This window comes from Dictyobacter aurantiacus (assembly GCF_003967515.1).
In the GTDB taxonomy this organism is placed as follows: domain Bacteria; phylum Chloroflexota; class Ktedonobacteria; order Ktedonobacterales; family Ktedonobacteraceae; genus Dictyobacter; species Dictyobacter aurantiacus.
In genome coordinates this window covers 3,391,751-3,409,826 of the sequence record NZ_BIFQ01000001.1, presented here as the reverse complement: position 1 = coordinate 3,409,826, position 18,076 = coordinate 3,391,751, and the positions used below count along the sequence as shown (strand labels likewise).

Here is an 18,076-nt window from a genome sequence, read left to right as displayed (position 1 = left end):
ATCGCTTCTTTTGTGTGTTGTTTAGAATTAGTATTCAGGAACTGCTGGAGCAGCTGGCTGATTTTTCTCGGGGAGGTCGGTGATCAGTGCCTCGGTGGTCAGGATCATGGCAGCGATGCTGGCGGCATTCTGCAGAGCCGAACGGGTCACTTTGGCAGGATCAGCAATACCATAGTCGAACATGTCGCCATAGGTGTCGGTCAGCACGTTGTAGCCAATGTGCTTGTTGTTCTGCTCTCGCTGGGCGCGGCGGATACCTTCGACGACAACCGAGCCGTCACGGCCACCGTTAGCGGCCAGCTGACGAATGGGCTCCTCGAGCGAGCGGCGCAGGATGCTGACACCGGTCGCGGCATCGCCCTCCAGCTTCAGGTTGTCCAGTGCCTCAACGGCGGTCAGCAGAGCAACGCCACCGCCGGGGACCATGCCCTCTTCAACACCGGCGCGGGTCGCGGACAGCGCGTCCTCAACACGGGTCTGGCGATACTTCAGCTCAACCTCGGTACCAGCACCAACTTTGATTACCGCAACACCACCGGACAGCTTGGCCAGGCGCTCCTGCAGCTTCTCACGGTCGTAATCGCTGGTGGTCTCATCGATCTGAGCCTTAATCTGGCGGATGCGAGCCTGAATCTCTTCAGCGGTGCCACGGCCCTCGATGATGGTGGTGTCTTCCTTGTGGGAAGTAACCATGCGGGCGCTACCAAGATCCTCAAGAGTGGCGCTGTCGAGGCGGCGTCCCATCTCTTCGCTGATCACCTGACCACCGGTCAGTACAGCAATATCAAGCAGCATCTCTTTGCGGCGATCGCCAAAGCCAGGAGCCTTAACGGCCAGGACGTTCAGGATACCGCGCAGTTTGTTGACCACCAGGGTGGCCAGAGCCTCACCATCGATGTCCTCAGAGATGATCACCACTTCGCGGCGACCCTGCTGGACAATCTTCTCGATAACCGGCAGGATATCCTGGATGGCGCTGATTTTCTTGTCGGTGATCAGGATGTAGGGATTCTCCAGGGTGGCTTCCATCTTCTCCGCGTTGGTCACGAAGTAAGGTGAGATGTAACCTTTGTCGATCTGCATACCTTCGACATACTCGGTCTCGAAGTTGATGCCACGGGACTCCTCGACGGTGATGACGCCGTCTTTACCGACTTTTTCCATTACGTCAGCGATCAGCTCACCGATCTGCTCGTCAGCGGCCGAAATAGAGGCGATCTGAGCAATCTCTTTCTTGCCCTCGACCGGTACGGCCAGCTGGCGGATGTAAGAAACAACAGCCTCGGTGCCTTTGTCGATACCCAACTTCAACTGCATGGGATTGGCGCCGGCGGCCAGGTTCTTCAAGCCCTCGTTGACGATGGACTGGGCCAGAACGGTCGCGGTCGTCGTGCCGTCACCGGCGACGTCGTTCGTGCGGGTCGCGGCCTCTTTCAGCAGCTGGGCGCCCATGTTCTCAAATGGATCTTCCAGCTGAATCTCTTTAGCAACGGTCACACCATCATGGGTGACGTTGGGAGCACCAAATTTCTTATCCAGAGCAACGTTGCGGCCCTTAGGACCGAGGGTCGTCTTTACGGCACCAGCCAGAATATCAATACCCTTTTTAAGAGACCGGCGAGCCTCTTCATCAAATACAAGCTGCTTTGCCATGAGTGAATTCCTTCTCCTACTTTATCCTCATACATCCAGGCGACATGGTAACCTATAGTTTGTCATGCCTAGCCCGATGCCGGGAATGACTAGCCAACAATTGCAAGAATATCGTTCTCTTTGAGAACCAGGTACTCTTCACCGTCCACTTTAAACTCGGTGCCACCGTATTTCGCGAACAGCACACGGTCACCCTCATGAACATCTATAACTGCGCGATCACCGTTATCCAGCAGGCGGCCATTGCCAACCGCGATGACAACCCCTTCCTGGGGCTTCTCTTTAGCTGTATCAGGGATAACGATACCGCTTTTGGTTACTTCTTCTTTTGCCGCGGGCTTTACAACCACGCGATCTCCAATAGGACGAATTTTAGCCACGGTTTACACTTCCTTTCATCAATGAAGCTTTTAGTCAGAAGACTTATGCAGTGCCTCTTCGTCTGGCTCATAATGGATGACACCCGAGATATTAATAGAGCGATACAGCGAGTAGTCGCAGCAGCATGGTCCACCGGCCGCGCAACCGCTACAACAATAGGTTTGACCTTGTCGCACCGTCGGGGGCCAGAGAATCTCAATATCGCAGTTCGCACAACGGAACGGCTTCCGTGCATACACCGAAACCGATGAGGCAGATTCGCACTGCCCGTGCTCATTGTTTTGCTCACTGTTTTTATTATAGGGATTCGTGAAATCCTCTTCTCGCATCGTGGTAGCCCTTTGATGTAGATGCCGACAAAACCCACCTGAAGGGGGTACAGATCTCTGCCAGAGATCAATGCCAGGCGTCTCCTACATCATGCAACGCCTCGCGTCTGCAATGCCTTGCTATCTCAGATGTTGAGTTATTCTTTTCTCTAGCAAGAGTATGCCACAGTGAATGTTAGAACCACATAGGAGAAGTGTTAGAGAAATGTTAGAATTCTTCCTCGCCCTCCCGAAATATCTCTGTCTCGCCTCCTCACAGCAGACATGGTACAATAGCCTCGTGTACATCTTATCAAGAGATAACTTTCAAAGTAGAAGGTAAAAACGTCATGCCATACATCGCAAGCATAAACAATCAAAACTATACAATCACTACCCGCACGCAAGATGTCCAGACAGCGGTGACGCTGGATGGGGTAACGCATGCTCTCGACTGGCAACGCATCGCAGCCCTGGCCGCCGATGACAAAGGGAAACAGCCCGAAGGTGGTTACTACAGTCTGCTGATCGCTGGCAAATCCTATGAAGTGTTTGTCCGCCGCGTTGCGCAAGATGATGAAGACGGGAATCGCCAGACCTACGAGATTCAGTTAGCCGGACAGTACTTTCTGGTGACCGTCGAAGATGAACGCACGCGCACACTGACAGGCATCGCGCGCTCAAACGCGGCGAGTAGCGCCGCCAGAATCAAGGCTCCCATGCCTGGCCTGGTCGTGAACACGTTGGCGCAGCCCGGGGACACGGTGAGCGCGGGACAAACGGTGGTGGTGCTGGAGGCAATGAAGATGGAAAACGATCTACCATCGCCAATCGCCGGTACCGTCAAGGAGCTCAAGGTCCAGAAAGGACAGACGGTCGATCAGGGTCAGTTACTGGTCATTATCGAGGGTGAGCAGCCGCGTTAGACAGATTCTGGTCTTATGCTATAATCTTTCTGGCTTTCATTAAGAGGAGCACGTGGGTCCATGGATATACATGTAAGTAAGAGTGCCGCAGAGTGGCGCGACACAACAGCACGCAAGGTCAGCGCCAGAGCAGCGGCGCGCAAAGAGAAATTTGTGACCAGCTCGGACATTGAGGTCCCCGATCTATCCAGCGCGGAAGATCTCGTCAACTGGGATGAACAGACCCAGCTTGGCTATCCCGGCGAGTTTCCCTTCACCCGTGGTGTACGTCCCGGAATGTATCGCTCCAGGCTGTGGACAATGCGTCAGTACGCCGGATTTGCCAGTGCGGAAGAATCGAACCGGCGCTACCACTATCTGCTCTCTCAGGGAACCACCGGCCTATCAGTGGCCTTTGATCTTCCCACCCAGATGGGCTATGACGCCGATCATCCTTTTTCTGAAGGAGAAGTAGGTAAGGTAGGGGTATCGATCTCCAGCCTGGAAGATATGGAGATACTGCTGCGGGACCTGCCGCTCGAACGTATCAGCACATCAATGACCATCAATGCCACCGCCAGCATTCTGCTGGCCCTCTATGTCGCGGTGGCGAAAAAGCAAGGGGCCGATCCGCGCAAGCTCTCCGGCACGATCCAGAATGATCTATTAAAAGAATATACCGCGCGCGGCACCTATATCTATCCACCACGCCACTCGATGCGCATCATTACCGATATTTTCAGCTACTGCGCCGCCGAATTGCCGCAGTGGAATACGATCAGTATCAGTGGCTATCATATGCGTGAGGCGGGCTCGACGGCCGCGCAGGAGATCGCCTTTACGCTGTCGAACGCCATCGCCTATGTGCAGGCCGCGCTGGATGCCGGTCTGGACGTGGATACATTCGCCGGCCAGCTCTCTTTCTTCTTCAATAGCCATAACAACCTGTTTGAAGAGGTCGCCAAGTTCAGGGCCGCCCGACGCATGTGGGCTCATATCATGCGCGAACGCTTCCACGCCAAAGATCCGCGCTCGATGATGCTGCGCTTCCACACTCAGACCGCCGGTTCGACCCTGACAGCCCAGCAGCCCGACAACAACATCGTGCGCACCGCTTACCAGGCTCTGGCCGCGGTACTCGGCGGCACGCAGTCCCTGCACACCAACGCCAAAGACGAGGCGCTCTCGCTGCCCACGGAAGAGACGGCGCGTCTGGCCCTGCGCACACAGCAGATCCTCGGCTATGAGACCGGCGTCGCCGACGTGGTCGATCCACTGGCTGGCTCGTACTACGTCGAGACCCTCACCGACGCGCTGGAAAAGCAGGCCCTGGCCTATATCCAGCAGATCGATGAGATCGGTGGTAGCGTGCGCGCCATCGAAACCGGCTATATGCAGTCCCAGATCGAGGAGGCGGCCTATCGCTATCAGCTCGAATTAGAGAAAGAGCAGGCGATCGTGGTAGGTGTCAACCGCTTCAAGCAGGCCGAGACGGAGCATTTCGTCGGTCACAAGGTTGATCCTCAGATCGGTGCGCGTCAAGCCCGCAAGCTGGCAGAGCTGCGCCAGAAGCGTGACAACGATCTCGTCAAACAGAAGCTGCAACAACTCCAGCAGGCGGCCGAGGGGAGCGATAACTTGATGCCCGCGATCATCTCAGCGGTCGAGGCCTACACGACACTGGGAGAGATCAGTGATACAATGCGACACGTCTTTGGTGAACAACACGAGTTTCGTAGTCTGACAGAGTAGTAGTTGTAGAATGTAATAAGGATTATGGATATCAGGAGTTTAGACAATAGTGCGGAGCAACACGGGGTGTTGCCCGCACGCGATGCCGAGCGCAGTGAGCATAGCATCTACGACCATGTTCGCGGCGCTCCACAGGGCTCTCGGCAAAGACAACACCGGGCACGCGCACCAATCGGGGTGTTTGATTCAGGTGCCGGAGGTCTGACAATCCTGACCGCCCTGCAACAAGAACTTCCCAATGAGCATTTCATCTACCTGGGGGATACCGCCAATTGCCCCTACGGCACACGCAGCGAAGAAGAGATTATAGAGCTCTCTCTACGGAACAGCCGCTACTTGATCGACCAGGGGGTAAAGTTGATCGTTGTAGCCTGCAACACCGCCTCGCAGGCGTCATTAAGTGTACTACGCTCCACCTTTTCGATCCCTTTTATTGGCGTTGTGCCCGCGGTCAAACCAGCTGCACGACTAACCCGCCGGGGACGCATTGGCATCGCCGCCACCAACCAGGCCGTCAAAGCGTCCTACCTGCGCCACCTGATCGATGACTTCGCATCCGATATCCAGGTCTACGCCGTCGGCTGTCCCCAGCTGGTGACGCTGGTCGAGCAGGGTGAGTTGGGTGGCCCTCATGTGGAGAGCGTGCTACGCGACGCCTTACAGCCATTGATAGATAAAGAGATCGATGTGCTGGTGCTCGGCTGTACCCATTTTCCGGCCCTGCGACCGGCTATCGCGCAGGTCATGGGAAAACAGGTTCAGATCATCGATAGCGGATCAGCCATCGCTCGCCGCGCACATGCCATTCTGGATACAGATGGACTGGCCCGTCCTCTGAATGGACTGGAGGGAAGTACCTCTATCTGGTGCAGCGGTGATGCCGAGGAGTTCAGCCGGGTCGCCAGTACAGTATTGGGCTATCCCGTTCAGGCCAGGCGGTCGACCTTTGAGCTAGCCGATCAGTAAATGGTAATGGTGCTGAGAAGCAGGGTAGATTTTATGGCTGCTGGCACGTTTATATATAGCGAGTGATTGATGCCTAGCAAGGAACGTAAGGAGAAACTCATAATGCTTGAGAATATGGCTATTCAAGAAGGCGATAATAGCGTGACAGAGACCAGAACGCTACGCATACAAAGCGCGCGCCTGGTGTCAACGATCCTATCGCCCGCCGTGGTAGCCTTGCCTTTTATTTTACTAATGGCCTATTCAGCCAATGATCGCAATCCACTGCTTTCTGCAATTATTACTATTTTCTTTCTCTGCGTCGGCCCGATGGCCTATATCACCTTTGGCGTACTGACTGGTAAATTTACCGATGTGGATGTGAGCGTGCGCTCGCAGCGCGTCGGTCCTTTTCTGTTCGGCATTGCATCAAGCCTGCTTGGCTTTCTCATACTGCATCTGACCAATGGACAAAAGAATCTGGAATCGGTCCTGCTGCTGGTCTCGATCAGTGGTGTGATTATGATGCTGATTACCTTCTGGTGGAAGATAAGTATGCATGCCTCGGCGCTTTCGGCCGCGGTCACCGCTTTGAGCATGGTCTATGGACGTATGATCTTGCCGGCCTTCCTGCTGGTGATTCTGGTCAGCTGGTCGCGTGTGATGCTGCGCCGCCATACGCTGGCCCAGGTGATCGCTGGCTCACTGGTCGGAGTCGGCCTCTCCTGGCTCCTGCTCAAAACCCAAGGGTTTTAGAAAACAATAAAAAATGGTGGGCGCTGGCGCGCCCACCATTTTTTATTGTGAAAAGCCCGTTTTAGAAAGGTGGGTGCAAACACCCACCTTTCTAAAACGGGCTGGTCTTTGGAAAATGGGGCTGGTCTTTGGAAAATGGGATCAATCAATTTGGCCTCCCTCTGTGGCGCCGATGAGGGTGGGGTCGCCGTGCCAGAGGCGGCGCATCTCTTCGCTGCTGGTGAGCAGGTGGTCAAGGTTGCCTTCGGCTTCGATGCGGCCGTCTTTGAGGACGATGATGTGGTCGGCCTCGCGCAGGGTGGCGTGGCGATGCGATACGGCCAGGCGCGTCAGGTGGGGCTGGAAGCGCGACCAGAGGAGTTGCTCGGTCTCGACGTCCAGGGCACTGGAGAGATCGTCGACAACCAGGAAATCAGCTGAACGCACAAACATGCGCGCGGCCGCCACGCGCTGTACCTGTCCACCAGAGAGCTTGACCCCGCGCGGGCCAACCAGGGTGTCCAGCCGCTGCTCCAGGCTGGCGATATCGCCGTCAAGCACGGCGGAGCGTAGGGCAGCGGGTACATCGACAGCCTTCTCAGGCAGACCGAGTAGGATATTCTCTTTGAGGGACTGGCTGAACAGGCGCGGCACCTGTGGCGTATAGCCGCAACGTGGCGGCACAAAGAACGCGCCGGGATCTTTGACCGATTGACCATTCCAGAGCAGTTCTCCATGCTCAAGCGGCAGCAGACCCAGCAGGGTACGCAGGAGTGTGGTCTTGCCCGCACCGATGCGCCCAGTGATAACGGTAAACGATCCCCTCTTCAGATGCAGGTGAATATCTTTTATGCCCCGATCACTTCCAGGATAGGTATAGGTCAACCCTTGAACTTCCAGTTCCTCAAAGCGATGTTGTAGCCCTTTGGGAGTATATGGGAGAGCTGGTGGCTCATGCGACAGGTAGAGCTGCTGATGCTCCACCAATTTCTCTTCGGGATCTCCCTGCAACAATGGCAGCAGGCGATCCAGCGATACTCCTGCCTGGCTATAGCGAGTGATAAAGTTGCCCGACATGCGAATCACCTGGGTTAGCCAGCCCAGGTAGGAGATAAACAGGGCCAGGTCACCTGTCGTCAGTGTGTTGTTGCGCAGAGCCTGGGCGGCGACCAGCAGGATCAGGCCGGTACCGATATCAGCGGCGTTGCTCGATAGCGCATCGATCAACTGGCTGAGCAGCGTATCCTTCAAGGTAGCCCGGCGACGTTGCTCTCCCAGTTGACGGAAGTGGGCCACGACCTGCTTCTCCCTCCCCAACACCTTGAGCATCTGAACCGCCCCAAAGACGTCGCCCAACAAACCGGTTACATCGCCGATAGATTCCTGAGTAGCCTTGCGATAACGCTGAATGTGGCGGCGAAAGCTGTTGGCGATCAGCAGCACGGCCACCAGGGGCACAAAGACCGCCAGCGTTACCAGTACCGAGACGCGCAGAAGGATAACCAGCGCGATCACCATTACGATGACCTGGCCCAGGGGATCAAAGAGCCAGCATACAAAAGCCCCTACTTCCATGGTGTCGTTGCGCAGGCGACTAATCGCCTCGCCGGTTGAGGACGGCAGCGCACGCGCGCCGGGGCGCTGCAGGATACTGGCAAAGAGATTATGCCTGAGCAGGGATTGCAGCGTCTCGCCCATGGTGGTTTCAGCGATGACCGCCACAAAGGTACAGCTCAAGCGCCCGAGCGCAACTCCAACCATTAGCGCCACCATCCACCAGAGAAGAGACGGCGTGAGGGAATGGCGTGACAGTCCATCCAGAATGTATTGCGCGATCAGGCCAGGAATCAAGGGGAAGAGGTAGAATAGGATACCATTGAAGATACCACTAAGCAGATAGAGCCATGGCCGATAATTAGCCATGCGCCAGACATACCAGGATTTACGCTTCATGCTAACGCCTCCTCCAGACCAATGCGCAAGAGCTGCGCGAAGTGGGACTCGGGATCGCAAGCCAGGTCCTGCCGCACGCCATACTCGCGGCACTCGCCCTGCTCCAGGATCATGATATGATCGGCCCGTTGCACCGTTGATAACCGGTGCGCGATGATGATGCCGGTGCGCCCCTTCAGCAACGTATCGATAGCCTGCTCCAGCAGGCGTTCAGTAGCAGGATCCAGGCGCGAAGACGCCTCATCGAGAATCACCAATCCTGGATCGCGCAAGAAGACGCGCGCGAAGGCCAGCAGCTGCGCCTCTCCCGCCGAGAGACCACTACCGCCTGGAGCCAGCACCGTATCCAGTCCATCCTCCAGAGATTGATACCAATGCTGCAAGCCCAGCGTCTGCAGCGCGGCCAGTACCTGGGTATCCTTGATAGTGCTATCAAACAGGGTCAGGTTATCGCGCACGCTGGCATGCAGGATATGGACCTCCTGGGTCACGATCCCAACGCGCTCATGCAGCGTATCCAGACTCAAACTACGAATATCGATACCATTGAGGCAGATAGAGCCGGAAACCGGATCATACAGGCGCGCCAGCAGTTTAGTCAGTGTGCTCTTGCCGCTACCAGTGCGTCCCAGCAGTCCCAGCACGCTCCCGGGCTCCAATTGCAACTGAATGTGGCGCAGAACAGGCACACCTTCTGTATAGCTAAATGAGACATCCTCACAGGCCACAGCCAGTGCCGAGGAGGGTAGATCGGTCCGTGGGCCATCCGCGATTGTTTGTGGCTCCTCAAGCAGCGTGGCGACACGCTGAATGCTGCCTGCCGACTGCTGCAGTTCGCGCAGTTGGTCAACGATCTGCTCGATCGGAGTGGTCATCGTATTGGCATAAATGAAGATCAATAGAGCAGTGCCAGCGCTCATGCCCGCGTACCAGTACAGGTAGGCTCCCAGCAACAGAGCAAGTACTCGCCCCAGCGCATTCACAAATGTAACAGTCCCCCAGGTTGGAAAGTTGATCATGATCGCCATGCGCAACTTACACAGATGCTGGCGCGCATAGCGCGATAAGCCCTGCAACATATACAGTGTCGCCCCGCTGGAACGCACATCTTCAGTGCCGTTCAGACGCTCCTCCAGAAAGCCAAACAGCTCGGCACTGGCCTGCCGCTCCGCCTCCCAATGGGGAGTCGCCAGGCCGTGCAGACGATTAATCATCACCAGAGCAATCAGCGCGAAGATGGTCAGGGTCAGGCCCACGCGCCAATCCACCAGGAATAACAGGATGAGCACACCCAACAATAAGAGAAGATTGCCGAAGAGTGCGATCACCATACGCGAGAAGAAATTGCTCAGGGAGGTCACATCGCCATCAACTCGCTCGATCAATTCGCCAGGCGCGTGGATGGTATGAAAGGTAGAGTCCAATTGTAAGCAATGCAGCATCAAGTCCGCCCGCAGCGCATTGGTGGCCAGCAAGGCGACGTCAGTCGCCACGTATGCCTCAGCAATGGCGATGATCTGGCGCACGATGGACAAAACAAGAAAAAAGATAGCGATCGTTATTAAATCCGCAAGCGCGCGCTGTGAACTGGCACCATCAACAAAAGCCCGCAAGATCAGCGGATTGATTAGAGAGATGCCAATGGTGCCCGCCAGCAGCAGGATCAACAACACGACGCGGGGCCATTGTGGTTTCAGATAAGTCAGCAATAAATGCCGATAAGTATCCAGAGAAACAGGCATAGAAGTATCCCATTCTATGTGTGGCTCACACACAGCAGTAGTCGTTACGCTTCGTTAGCTAGCAATTCAGGGATGTGGCACGCGGCCATACACGACAGCAAGCGCTGTCAATCGAAGATTGGCAGTCAGTGGTTAAAAAGATAGATTGAGGAAAAACAGGTGTGCGGCTAACAACCAAGCAGAGCCATCGATCGAACCTTTCTCATGTCAATAACATCAATTCAAGAGTACACGATCAGCAATAGATTTGTAAAGGTTATTTTGGGAAAAGCGGGAGGTATTTTCGGCAGATCAAGAAGATTGCCCATTATTGGCATGCGGCAGAGCCTGGAGTAGCTCTAAAATGCGCGACCAGGAGAGATTGTTGTTGGGGGGATAGAGGTCGGGACGATAATATACGCTCACGCCCTGCTGGCGCAGGCGATCCAGGCTGGGAGCGAACTCAGGATCCTGCGCCAGTTCAGCGCTGGCCCGTGGAAAGGCCAGGATTGGAGGCGCGCCCCGCCGTGTTCAATCCAACAACAAAGTGAGCGCATATGTATCAGCTATACCCTGAGACCACTTGCGCAGAGTATTAAACGTGGCAGGAGCCACTACAGAGGCGCTGAAATGGGGAAGGGGTGTCTCGCTAGCATCAACGACAATGGGACGCCCTGTGATGGCTGTGAGCAACGGCTGATCGATAAAGGCGCAGGCATTAGGGGTAGCGATCACCCACACATCCCATCCATTCTGTTGCGCCAGTCCGACAAGATCCTGCACCTGCCTGGCCGGCAGGGCCGCGCAGACCACCAGCGCCAGCGTCCTCACGATCGCAATCCTCCTCTATTCATAAAACAACGGGGGCAGGTGAGCCAGTCATGACTGGGCCACCTGCCCCCATTAGTATGCTATCGAACGCGGACCGTTACCGCACTAAGACTCGCGACTGCCAGCAGGCAGGGCGACGCGGGCCGGCACGCCATCGCGCAACGCCGGAGTAGGCGTCGTCGCGGTCCTGGCGCGCAATTGAGCGCGAATAGCCGGAGCCTGGGCGCGACGGGTCGTCGCCGTAGTGACGCGGCCAACCAGCCAGATGAAGCCGAAGACGCTCGCCCAGCCCACAGCCGCCAGCACGGTCAGGAAAACCCAGATTGGCAGGCCGACACCGACAGTGACAAAGTAGAGCAGACCAGTAACCAGGATGTTGGCCAGTGTTATCGGCATCAAGATCAGCCAGGCGAACTGCATCAACTGGTCAGCACGCAGACGTGGCAGCGTAGCACGGATCCAGATAAAGACACCACACAGGGCGTAAATCTTGAGGATAAAGTATCCCAGAGCCAGGATATTGCCAACGAAGCCCCACAGCAGTGAACCCTGCGCCGTCAAGAAGCCCACACCAGGACCGGAGAAGCCGCCCAGGAAGAGGTAGGAGGCCACGGCCGAAGCGATGGTCATGTTACCATACTCACCCAGGAAAAACATCGCCCAGCGCATGCCGCTATACTCGGTCATATAACCGGCGACCAGTTCGGACTCAGCCTCGGGCAGGTCGAAGGGGGCGCGGTTCGTCTCGGCCAGGCCACAGGTATAGTAGATGATCAACATCAATGGCTGGAAGAGGAAGAACCAGGACCAGGGGGTAAAGCCCTGGAAGATGAAATCCAGGACCGGGATGCCAGTGTTATGCCAGGCCAGGTTCTGGAATTGCATGATCTCGTAAGGGGTGATCGTACCAGTAGTTGGGTAGCCAGGCTGGCCCGACAGGACACTGGTCAGCATAATCACGCCGACGAAGGCCAGCACCAGGGGCAGTTCATAAGAGATCATCTGAGCAGCCGAACGCAGACCACCGATCAACGAATACTTATTGTTCGAGCCCCAACCGGCCATAATCACGCCGATAACGTCAATCGAGCTCATCGCCACCAGGAAGACCAGGCCGGTCGTCAGAGCGCCGCCTGGTAACTGAAGGTAGGGAGAAAATGGCAGCACCGCGAACGACGCGATCACAGGAGCCATAAAGACAGAAGGTGACAGTAAGAACATCAATTTGTCGGAGCCAGAGACGTGGATGTCCTCTTTCAACAACAGCTTACCGACGTCCGCCACCGACTGCAACAGACCCCAGGGACCAGTGTGGAGGGGTCCTTCACGGTCCTGCATCCAGGCCAATATTTTACGCTCGGCGAGAACCAGGATCGTGGCGCTGGTCAGCACAAAACCGAAAACAGTCAGGAAGGCGACCACAAACTGCAGGAAGCTCCAGGAAATGATCCCGCTCCACAGCTGTGATAAAAACAGCCACCATGGATTGCTATCGGCGACAATCATTGCAAACATATGAATAACTCCAGAGGTAAAGTGGCGCGCGGGAGAAAATACATCTCAATCCCACGCCCCCTTCACAAACAACTTTTACCGGTCAACCTCGCCGAGTACGATATCGGTACTACCCAGAATTGCGATCGCGTCACTCATCTTGTGACCGCGCATCAACTCAGGAACAATCTGCAGATTGACGAAGGAGGGTCCACGCAGTTTGGCGCGCCATGGATATTCGCTGCCGTCACTGATCAGGTAGACACCCAGTTCACCTTTACTGCTCTCAATCGCGAAGTAGGTCTCACCACGAGGAGGACGGAACGCGATCGGCGTACGGGTACTGATGGCCCCGCCAGGCATCTTATCGATCGCCACCCGGCAGAGGCGAATGCTCTCGGTAATTTCTTGCAGGCGCACATAGTAGCGCGCGAAACAGTCACCCTCCTGGCGTACAACAGGATTGACAGGAACTTCGCGATAAGCCATATAGGGACGGTTCACGCGCAGATCCCAGTTCACGCCACTGGCACGCAGCATCGGCCCGGTCAAACCATAGGACAGAGCCTGCTGAGGATCGATATAGCCAACGCCCTGTGTACGAGACATAAAGATTTCGTTACCACTGAGCAGAGCATCCATCTCCTTCATGTTCTCTTCCAGGCGATCGAGGAAGGCGGAACACTCATCCAGCCAGCCCTTAGGGAAATCATGCAGCACGCCGCCAACGCGCATATAGTTCACATTAAAACGGCTACCCGACAGGGCCTCAAACAGGGTCAGGATCCCTTCGCGATCGCGGAAAGCCCACAGGACAGGGGTTGTCGCACCCAGATCCAGACCATAGGTGCCGATGCCAACCAGGTGGCTCGCGATACGCTGCATCTCGTTGGTGAGCAAGCGAATATACTGCGCACGCCGCGGGGGCTCAATGCCCATCAACTGCTCAACCGCGCCAACGTAGGCCGTCTCATTCAACATAGGAGACAGATAGTCCGCGTTATCCATATAACGGATACCGGCCATAATGGTGCGGTTCTCCAGGATCTTCTCTAGCCCGCGGTGCAAGTAGCCGATGACAGGGGTGCAACCCGTGATTGTTTCACCTTCCAGGGTCATAATCAGACGCAACACACCGTGGGTGCTGGGATGCTGCGGACCCAGGTTCAACAACATTTCCTGTGTCTTCGTACCCTCGGCCGAAATGCCAGACAGGTCTTGAAGGTCAATATCTTGATTCGTAGCCATAAGCTTCCTCTAGTTTGTTTATCTTCTTCGTTGCCACTTCCGCAAACGAACGCAGAAGCTAATCGACCACATCAACGCTATCAGCGTCATCATGCCCGCAAAAAGATAGCGATTAGGACTCTCCAGCAGTGTAAAGGTATAGGCCATAAACCAGCATCCAACCGCCACCACCGCTCCCATAGCCAATCTTATCGCTCCATCATTCTGCTGCGGCATAACCCTTTTGGCAGAAACGGCACCAGGCTGAGCTGGCGCGAGTCCGCTCCTGCGGGCACCTGTAGAGATCCTTTGCTTTTTCTTCGACTCTGGCATGATATGTACTCACACGTCCTGGTCGCAACTTCACTACGCGTTTTTATCAGGCGTTTGACCGGCTTCGCCCGCCGACTGGCCAGATGGTTTTGATGTATGCGTATTCGCTTCCGTCTGAGCAGCTTCGTTGGCATGGCCGAAGGTTGGGGTACCCGGATGGAGACGCTCCTCCATACCCTGGCCCAGTTTCTTCTGCACAACACGCTCAAGGTTCTGCTGCTGATACTGACCGGAAACAGCCATATTTGGGTCGACCTGGGTGGTGGCGCGCGGCTTCACCGTTCTAGGCACCTGGTGGAAGCTCTTCAGAAGGGGATGTCCCTCAAAGTCATCGTCAAGCAGCATACGGCGCAGATCAGGATGGCCAGCGAAACGGATGCCATACATATCATAGGTCTCGCGCTCCAACCAGTTTGCCGTTGGCCAGACCGACACCACACTATCAACCTCGGGCGCTTCAGAGTCAATGCGTACCTTCAATTGCAGCAATTGAGCACGACCCGTCGAGCGTACATGGTAGATCGTCTCCAAATGATCCAACATATCGACACCCGAGATACAACTAAGCAGGTCAAAACCAAGCTGATCGCGCAAAAAGCGGCAGACCGCCACCAGGTTCTCACGCTCAATCTGCAGATTCAGGTAATCGCCCTTGTGCAGTTGCGGCTGCACAGGCTTGCCAGTAATCTGAGCGATTGGAGCCAGGTCGCGAGCCAGGGCAGCGTTTTGATCACGATAACCGGTTGTGGCACTGGGAATATTATTCGAACGTGGTACTAAATCCATCGAGTTACTCCCTTACGCCAGGCATATACTAATCCAAGAGCAAGAACAACAATAAAGAACACTATTTCACAGAAACCAAAAATGCTTAACTGCTTAAAAATGATAGCCCAGGAAATGATAAAAACAATATCTACATCAAAGGCCACAAACAATAAGGCAAAAATGTAAAAACCTAGTGGATATTGAACCCATGCGGAGCCGATAGGGGCTTCACCAGACTCATAGGTTTGCAGTTTTTCTTTAGTTGCTTTATGTGGAGCAAGTATGTTTGCGGCAGTGGTCGCCACAAGCACAAACACAAATCCTGCTGCCAGCAAGATACCTGCATATAAATATCCAGTACTAGCTAGTGTTGACACGAGCTTTTCCTCCCAACAAATACCTCCGCCGATGAGAAGCGGAGGTCAAGAAAATGCTGTCTAGATTATAGCACAGGGAAGAAAGAGCGACAATTTTACTGCAAATGGGGCATCTGTACTGAGTCTGGCTTCGCGATTAATTGGGTACGAGGCATTCCAGTCGTTTCAACTGGCTCAGTGATATGCACGACAATCACACTGACGTTATCTTCTCCGCCACCGTCAAGAGCAGCTTTGATTAAACCCTCGCTCACTATGGCTGGATCGGGATCAGGATTGCGCACGACCGCCTCGATCTTGGGGTCACGCACCATATCCCACAAGCCATCTGAGCAAAGCAATAATTTATCACCCGGCTGCAAAACCTCTTTAAAGGAATCGACCTCAATCACCGGCTTTTCACCCAGGCTGCGGTAGATCTGATTGCGTTTAGGATGGGTGTAGATATCATCTGGCTTAATAATACCGGCATCTACCAGGCTGGCCACGACCGAGTGATCGGTGGTGATTTTGCGTAGACCGCTAGCGGGGCGATACAGATAGGTACGGCTATCGCCAACATTGACAACATAGGCCGTGCTATCCACGACCAGGGCCGCCGTAATCGTAGTGCCCATATCACCATTCTGCTGCATATTATGCTGATGCACGGCCAGGTTGGCCTCCTGCGCGCCCTCCGCCATCAGGCGTGCATAGCTCTCATCCTGAAGCAATCCCTGCCCTACAAGTTTCGGCAGCATATAGTTCACAACAGCCTGAATAGCGGTCCGGCTGGCATCCTCACCATTGGCATGTCCACCCATACCATCGGCGACCACGAACAGGCCGAACATGGGTGGCTTCTGAGAGCCACTGATCAGGCCCTGCATGGCAAACAGACTATCCTCATTGGGCTTATATTTCCGCTTGATGCCCGGATTGGAGAGAGCACTCGCCACGATACCAGGGCGCCGGCCACTTAGCTGCCGCACAGCATACGGCACCGTCTTATCAGGATCCAGTTTGGTTGTCTGCTCACTACCCACGGGCATATCCACCGTTGGCTGTTCGGCAATCGAGCGACCGGGTACGATGGTTGGTTGCTCGGCGATGGCCCTGGCCGGCACCACGGTCGTCTGTTCTCCGGTCGAGCGTGGTGGTGACGCCTGAGCGGCAGATCCATACGCGCCGCCGTTGGGCGACGCTGAACTAGCCACCTGGCTACGAGCAATGGAACCGGAATCAGTCGCGATCAATGGCTGCTGGCAATAGGTACAGAAGTTATCTTCCGCGGTAACGCGCTCGCCACAACGAGGACAGTGCAACGCATGTGAGCCCAGTGGCCCGGTTTTGAGAACCGCTGGTTGCGCCGGTAGAGGGCCAGTCTGGCTGGCGCCACCTTTGCTCTGGGCAGCCTCCATTTCGGCCAGGCGAATACGCTGGGCCTCGATAGTTGCCCGCTGCTCCGCATCAGCCAGTTCCGAATCCAGACGCCGCTGCTGCCGGATACGCCGGCGCCAGAACCAGAGAAGAACCAGGACCACTACAACCACTACAATGGCGAGAAGCGCAAACAGCCAGTAGGTGAAGCTCATCCCAGGGATAGAGAAGCCATTCGCCGGTGGGGGTGTTGGTGTTCCGCCAGCCCGGCTCAATTGAACGGAAGGGCCGGTTCCGGCCAGCGCCATCTGTTGTGCAGCCTGAAACTTGCCATTGGCCACAAACGCATTCTTAAAATCTGTATGCGCTGTATTCAGCATCTGTTGATAATAAGCATCCATGCCTTTTTTCCAATTGTCATATACAGGGCTGACAACAGAAGGATTATTGATCTTTGGTAAGGTTGCATCCAGGAAAGGCTGCAGGGTAGCGGCAGCCAGAACGCCGTTGTGGGCGCTATGCAGGCCAACCATTTCTCCCGCTTGATTCACAAGAGGGGTACCCATCTCAAGATTCTTGTCATCCTGAGGCCGGGCAGTCGGCGTACGATATTGCACCAGTTGATTGACGTACGTATCCTGTTGAACAGAACCGGCGGCCGAGGCCTGCAAACCATTGAGCGATCCATCACTTCTGGCCAATATCAGGGCGTGACTCTGCCCACCGTCAGTGGCAGTCTTTCCCTGACCTGTTGCCAGATCAATAAATGGTTGTGGCTCCTGACGGCCACTGGCAAAAGAGAAAAGCGTTGGACCATCAACACATGATTTCGCATCGGCCGGACAATGCACAGTGATATCGCTGGCCTTCACATCAAACTTGATGATCTGCTGCGCATTATAAAGACTGCTGGTATAGATAGAGACCTGAGACAACGTTGCCGCCGGAGTGGATGGCATGCAGGTAGCCTTACTCTCAGTGTTGACCAACGTACCATCGGTCAATACCCAGTTTTCATACTGATCAGGGTTATTGCTTTTCAGCTGGCTTCTCACCAGCACACCCAGCCCGGTACATAGGATATGGGTGTTCGCCTCGGGCCCGGTACTATCTGTGCCTGTATACGATAAAAGGAGGCGAACGACAGAAACGCCTGCGCGCGTCACATCTTGTGGCGGATTTGGCGCCGTAGCCCGATCAGAGGCAGCCAGGGCAGTGGAGGAGATTCCCACCTGGAGGGAGATTATGAGCCAAGCGAGTACTAAAAAAACAGGCAGTCGAAAGCTCTTGTATCTCCTAGAGCCGAGACGATGCGTACTCATTGACACTTCCCC

At 55.3% G+C, this 18,076-nt stretch carries 16 protein-coding genes; 4 read left to right on the top strand and 12 right to left on the bottom strand.

Going from position 1 to position 18,076, the window contains the following annotated elements; translation table 11 throughout:
- Positions 1-27: 27 nt before the first annotated feature.
- From groL to KTT_RS13750, 3 genes are all read right to left on the bottom strand, one after another.
- Positions 28-1,653 (bottom strand): chaperonin GroEL, encoded by a 1,626-nt coding sequence (groL, locus tag KTT_RS13760; protein WP_126596510.1) that lies wholly within the window; start codon positions 1,651-1,653, stop codon positions 28-30.
- Between the two features lie 89 nt (positions 1,654-1,742).
- Positions 1,743-2,033, bottom strand: a complete 291-nt coding sequence (gene groES, locus KTT_RS13755) for a co-chaperone GroES (protein ID WP_126596509.1) — start codon at positions 2,031-2,033, stop codon at positions 1,743-1,745.
- 30 nt (positions 2,034-2,063) lie between these two features.
- Positions 2,064-2,363, bottom strand: coding sequence for a hypothetical protein (locus KTT_RS13750; RefSeq protein WP_126596508.1), 300 nt, complete (start codon positions 2,361-2,363; stop codon positions 2,064-2,066).
- A 329-nt stretch (positions 2,364-2,692) separates the two neighbouring features.
- Between KTT_RS13750 and KTT_RS36740 the strand changes: the two genes are divergently transcribed.
- From KTT_RS36740 to KTT_RS13730, 4 genes are all read left to right on the top strand, one after another.
- Positions 2,693-3,268, top strand: a complete 576-nt coding sequence (locus KTT_RS36740) for an acyl-CoA carboxylase biotin carboxyl carrier protein subunit (protein ID WP_218030892.1) — start codon at positions 2,693-2,695, stop codon at positions 3,266-3,268.
- Positions 3,269-3,328: 60 nt separating this feature from the next.
- On the top strand, positions 3,329-4,999 hold the full coding sequence (locus KTT_RS13740; RefSeq protein ID WP_126596507.1) for an acyl-CoA mutase large subunit family protein: 1,671 nt from the start codon (positions 3,329-3,331) through the stop codon (positions 4,997-4,999).
- A 24-nt stretch (positions 5,000-5,023) separates the two neighbouring features.
- Positions 5,024-5,965 (top strand): glutamate racemase, encoded by a 942-nt coding sequence (gene murI, locus KTT_RS13735; protein WP_126596506.1) that lies wholly within the window; start codon positions 5,024-5,026, stop codon positions 5,963-5,965.
- Positions 5,966-6,067: 102 nt separating this feature from the next.
- Positions 6,068-6,700, top strand: a complete 633-nt coding sequence (locus KTT_RS13730) for a phosphatase PAP2 family protein (protein ID WP_160145850.1) — start codon at positions 6,068-6,070, stop codon at positions 6,698-6,700.
- A gap of 141 nt (positions 6,701-6,841) precedes the next feature.
- On the opposite strand, the gene KTT_RS13725 is transcribed toward KTT_RS13730, so the two are convergent.
- The 9 genes from KTT_RS13725 to KTT_RS13685 form a co-directional block, all read right to left on the bottom strand.
- Entirely contained in the window at positions 6,842-8,632 is a 1,791-nt protein-coding gene (locus KTT_RS13725; RefSeq protein ID WP_126596504.1) for an ABC transporter ATP-binding protein, read from the bottom strand.
- Complete coding sequence (locus KTT_RS13720) at positions 8,629-10,374, bottom strand: ABC transporter ATP-binding protein (RefSeq protein WP_126596503.1); 1,746 nt, start codon at positions 10,372-10,374, stop codon at positions 8,629-8,631. Before KTT_RS13720 ends, KTT_RS13725 begins: the two co-directional genes overlap by 4 nt.
- A 510-nt stretch (positions 10,375-10,884) precedes the next feature.
- A complete protein-coding gene (locus KTT_RS13715; protein ID WP_160145849.1) occupies positions 10,885-11,184 on the bottom strand; it encodes a flavoprotein in 300 nt (99 codons plus the stop codon).
- A gap of 105 nt (positions 11,185-11,289) precedes the next feature.
- Positions 11,290-12,699 carry a complex I subunit 1/NuoH family protein gene (locus tag KTT_RS13710; RefSeq protein ID WP_218030891.1) on the bottom strand — a complete coding sequence of 470 codons (1,410 nt, stop codon included), beginning with the start codon at positions 12,697-12,699 and terminating at the stop codon, positions 11,290-11,292.
- 75 nt (positions 12,700-12,774) lie between these two features.
- The gene (locus tag KTT_RS13705) at positions 12,775-13,926 is read right to left on the bottom strand and encodes an NADH-quinone oxidoreductase subunit D (protein ID WP_126596501.1); all 1,152 of its coding nucleotides are present in this window, start codon (positions 13,924-13,926) and stop codon (positions 12,775-12,777) included.
- Positions 13,927-13,944: 18 nt separating this feature from the next.
- Positions 13,945-14,142, bottom strand: a complete 198-nt coding sequence (locus tag KTT_RS13700; protein ID WP_126596500.1) for a hypothetical protein — start codon at positions 14,140-14,142, stop codon at positions 13,945-13,947.
- A gap of 129 nt (positions 14,143-14,271) precedes the next feature.
- Entirely contained in the window at positions 14,272-15,024 is a 753-nt protein-coding gene (locus tag KTT_RS13695; protein WP_126596499.1) for an NADH-quinone oxidoreductase subunit C, read from the bottom strand.
- Positions 15,015-15,383, bottom strand: a complete 369-nt coding sequence (locus KTT_RS13690) for an NADH-quinone oxidoreductase subunit A (RefSeq protein ID WP_126596498.1) — start codon at positions 15,381-15,383, stop codon at positions 15,015-15,017. Before KTT_RS13690 ends, KTT_RS13695 begins: the two co-directional genes overlap by 10 nt.
- A gap of 95 nt (positions 15,384-15,478) precedes the next feature.
- Positions 15,479-18,064, bottom strand: coding sequence for a PP2C family protein-serine/threonine phosphatase (locus tag KTT_RS13685; RefSeq protein ID WP_126596497.1), 2,586 nt, complete (start codon positions 18,062-18,064; stop codon positions 15,479-15,481).
- Positions 18,065-18,076: the final 12 nt, after the last annotated feature.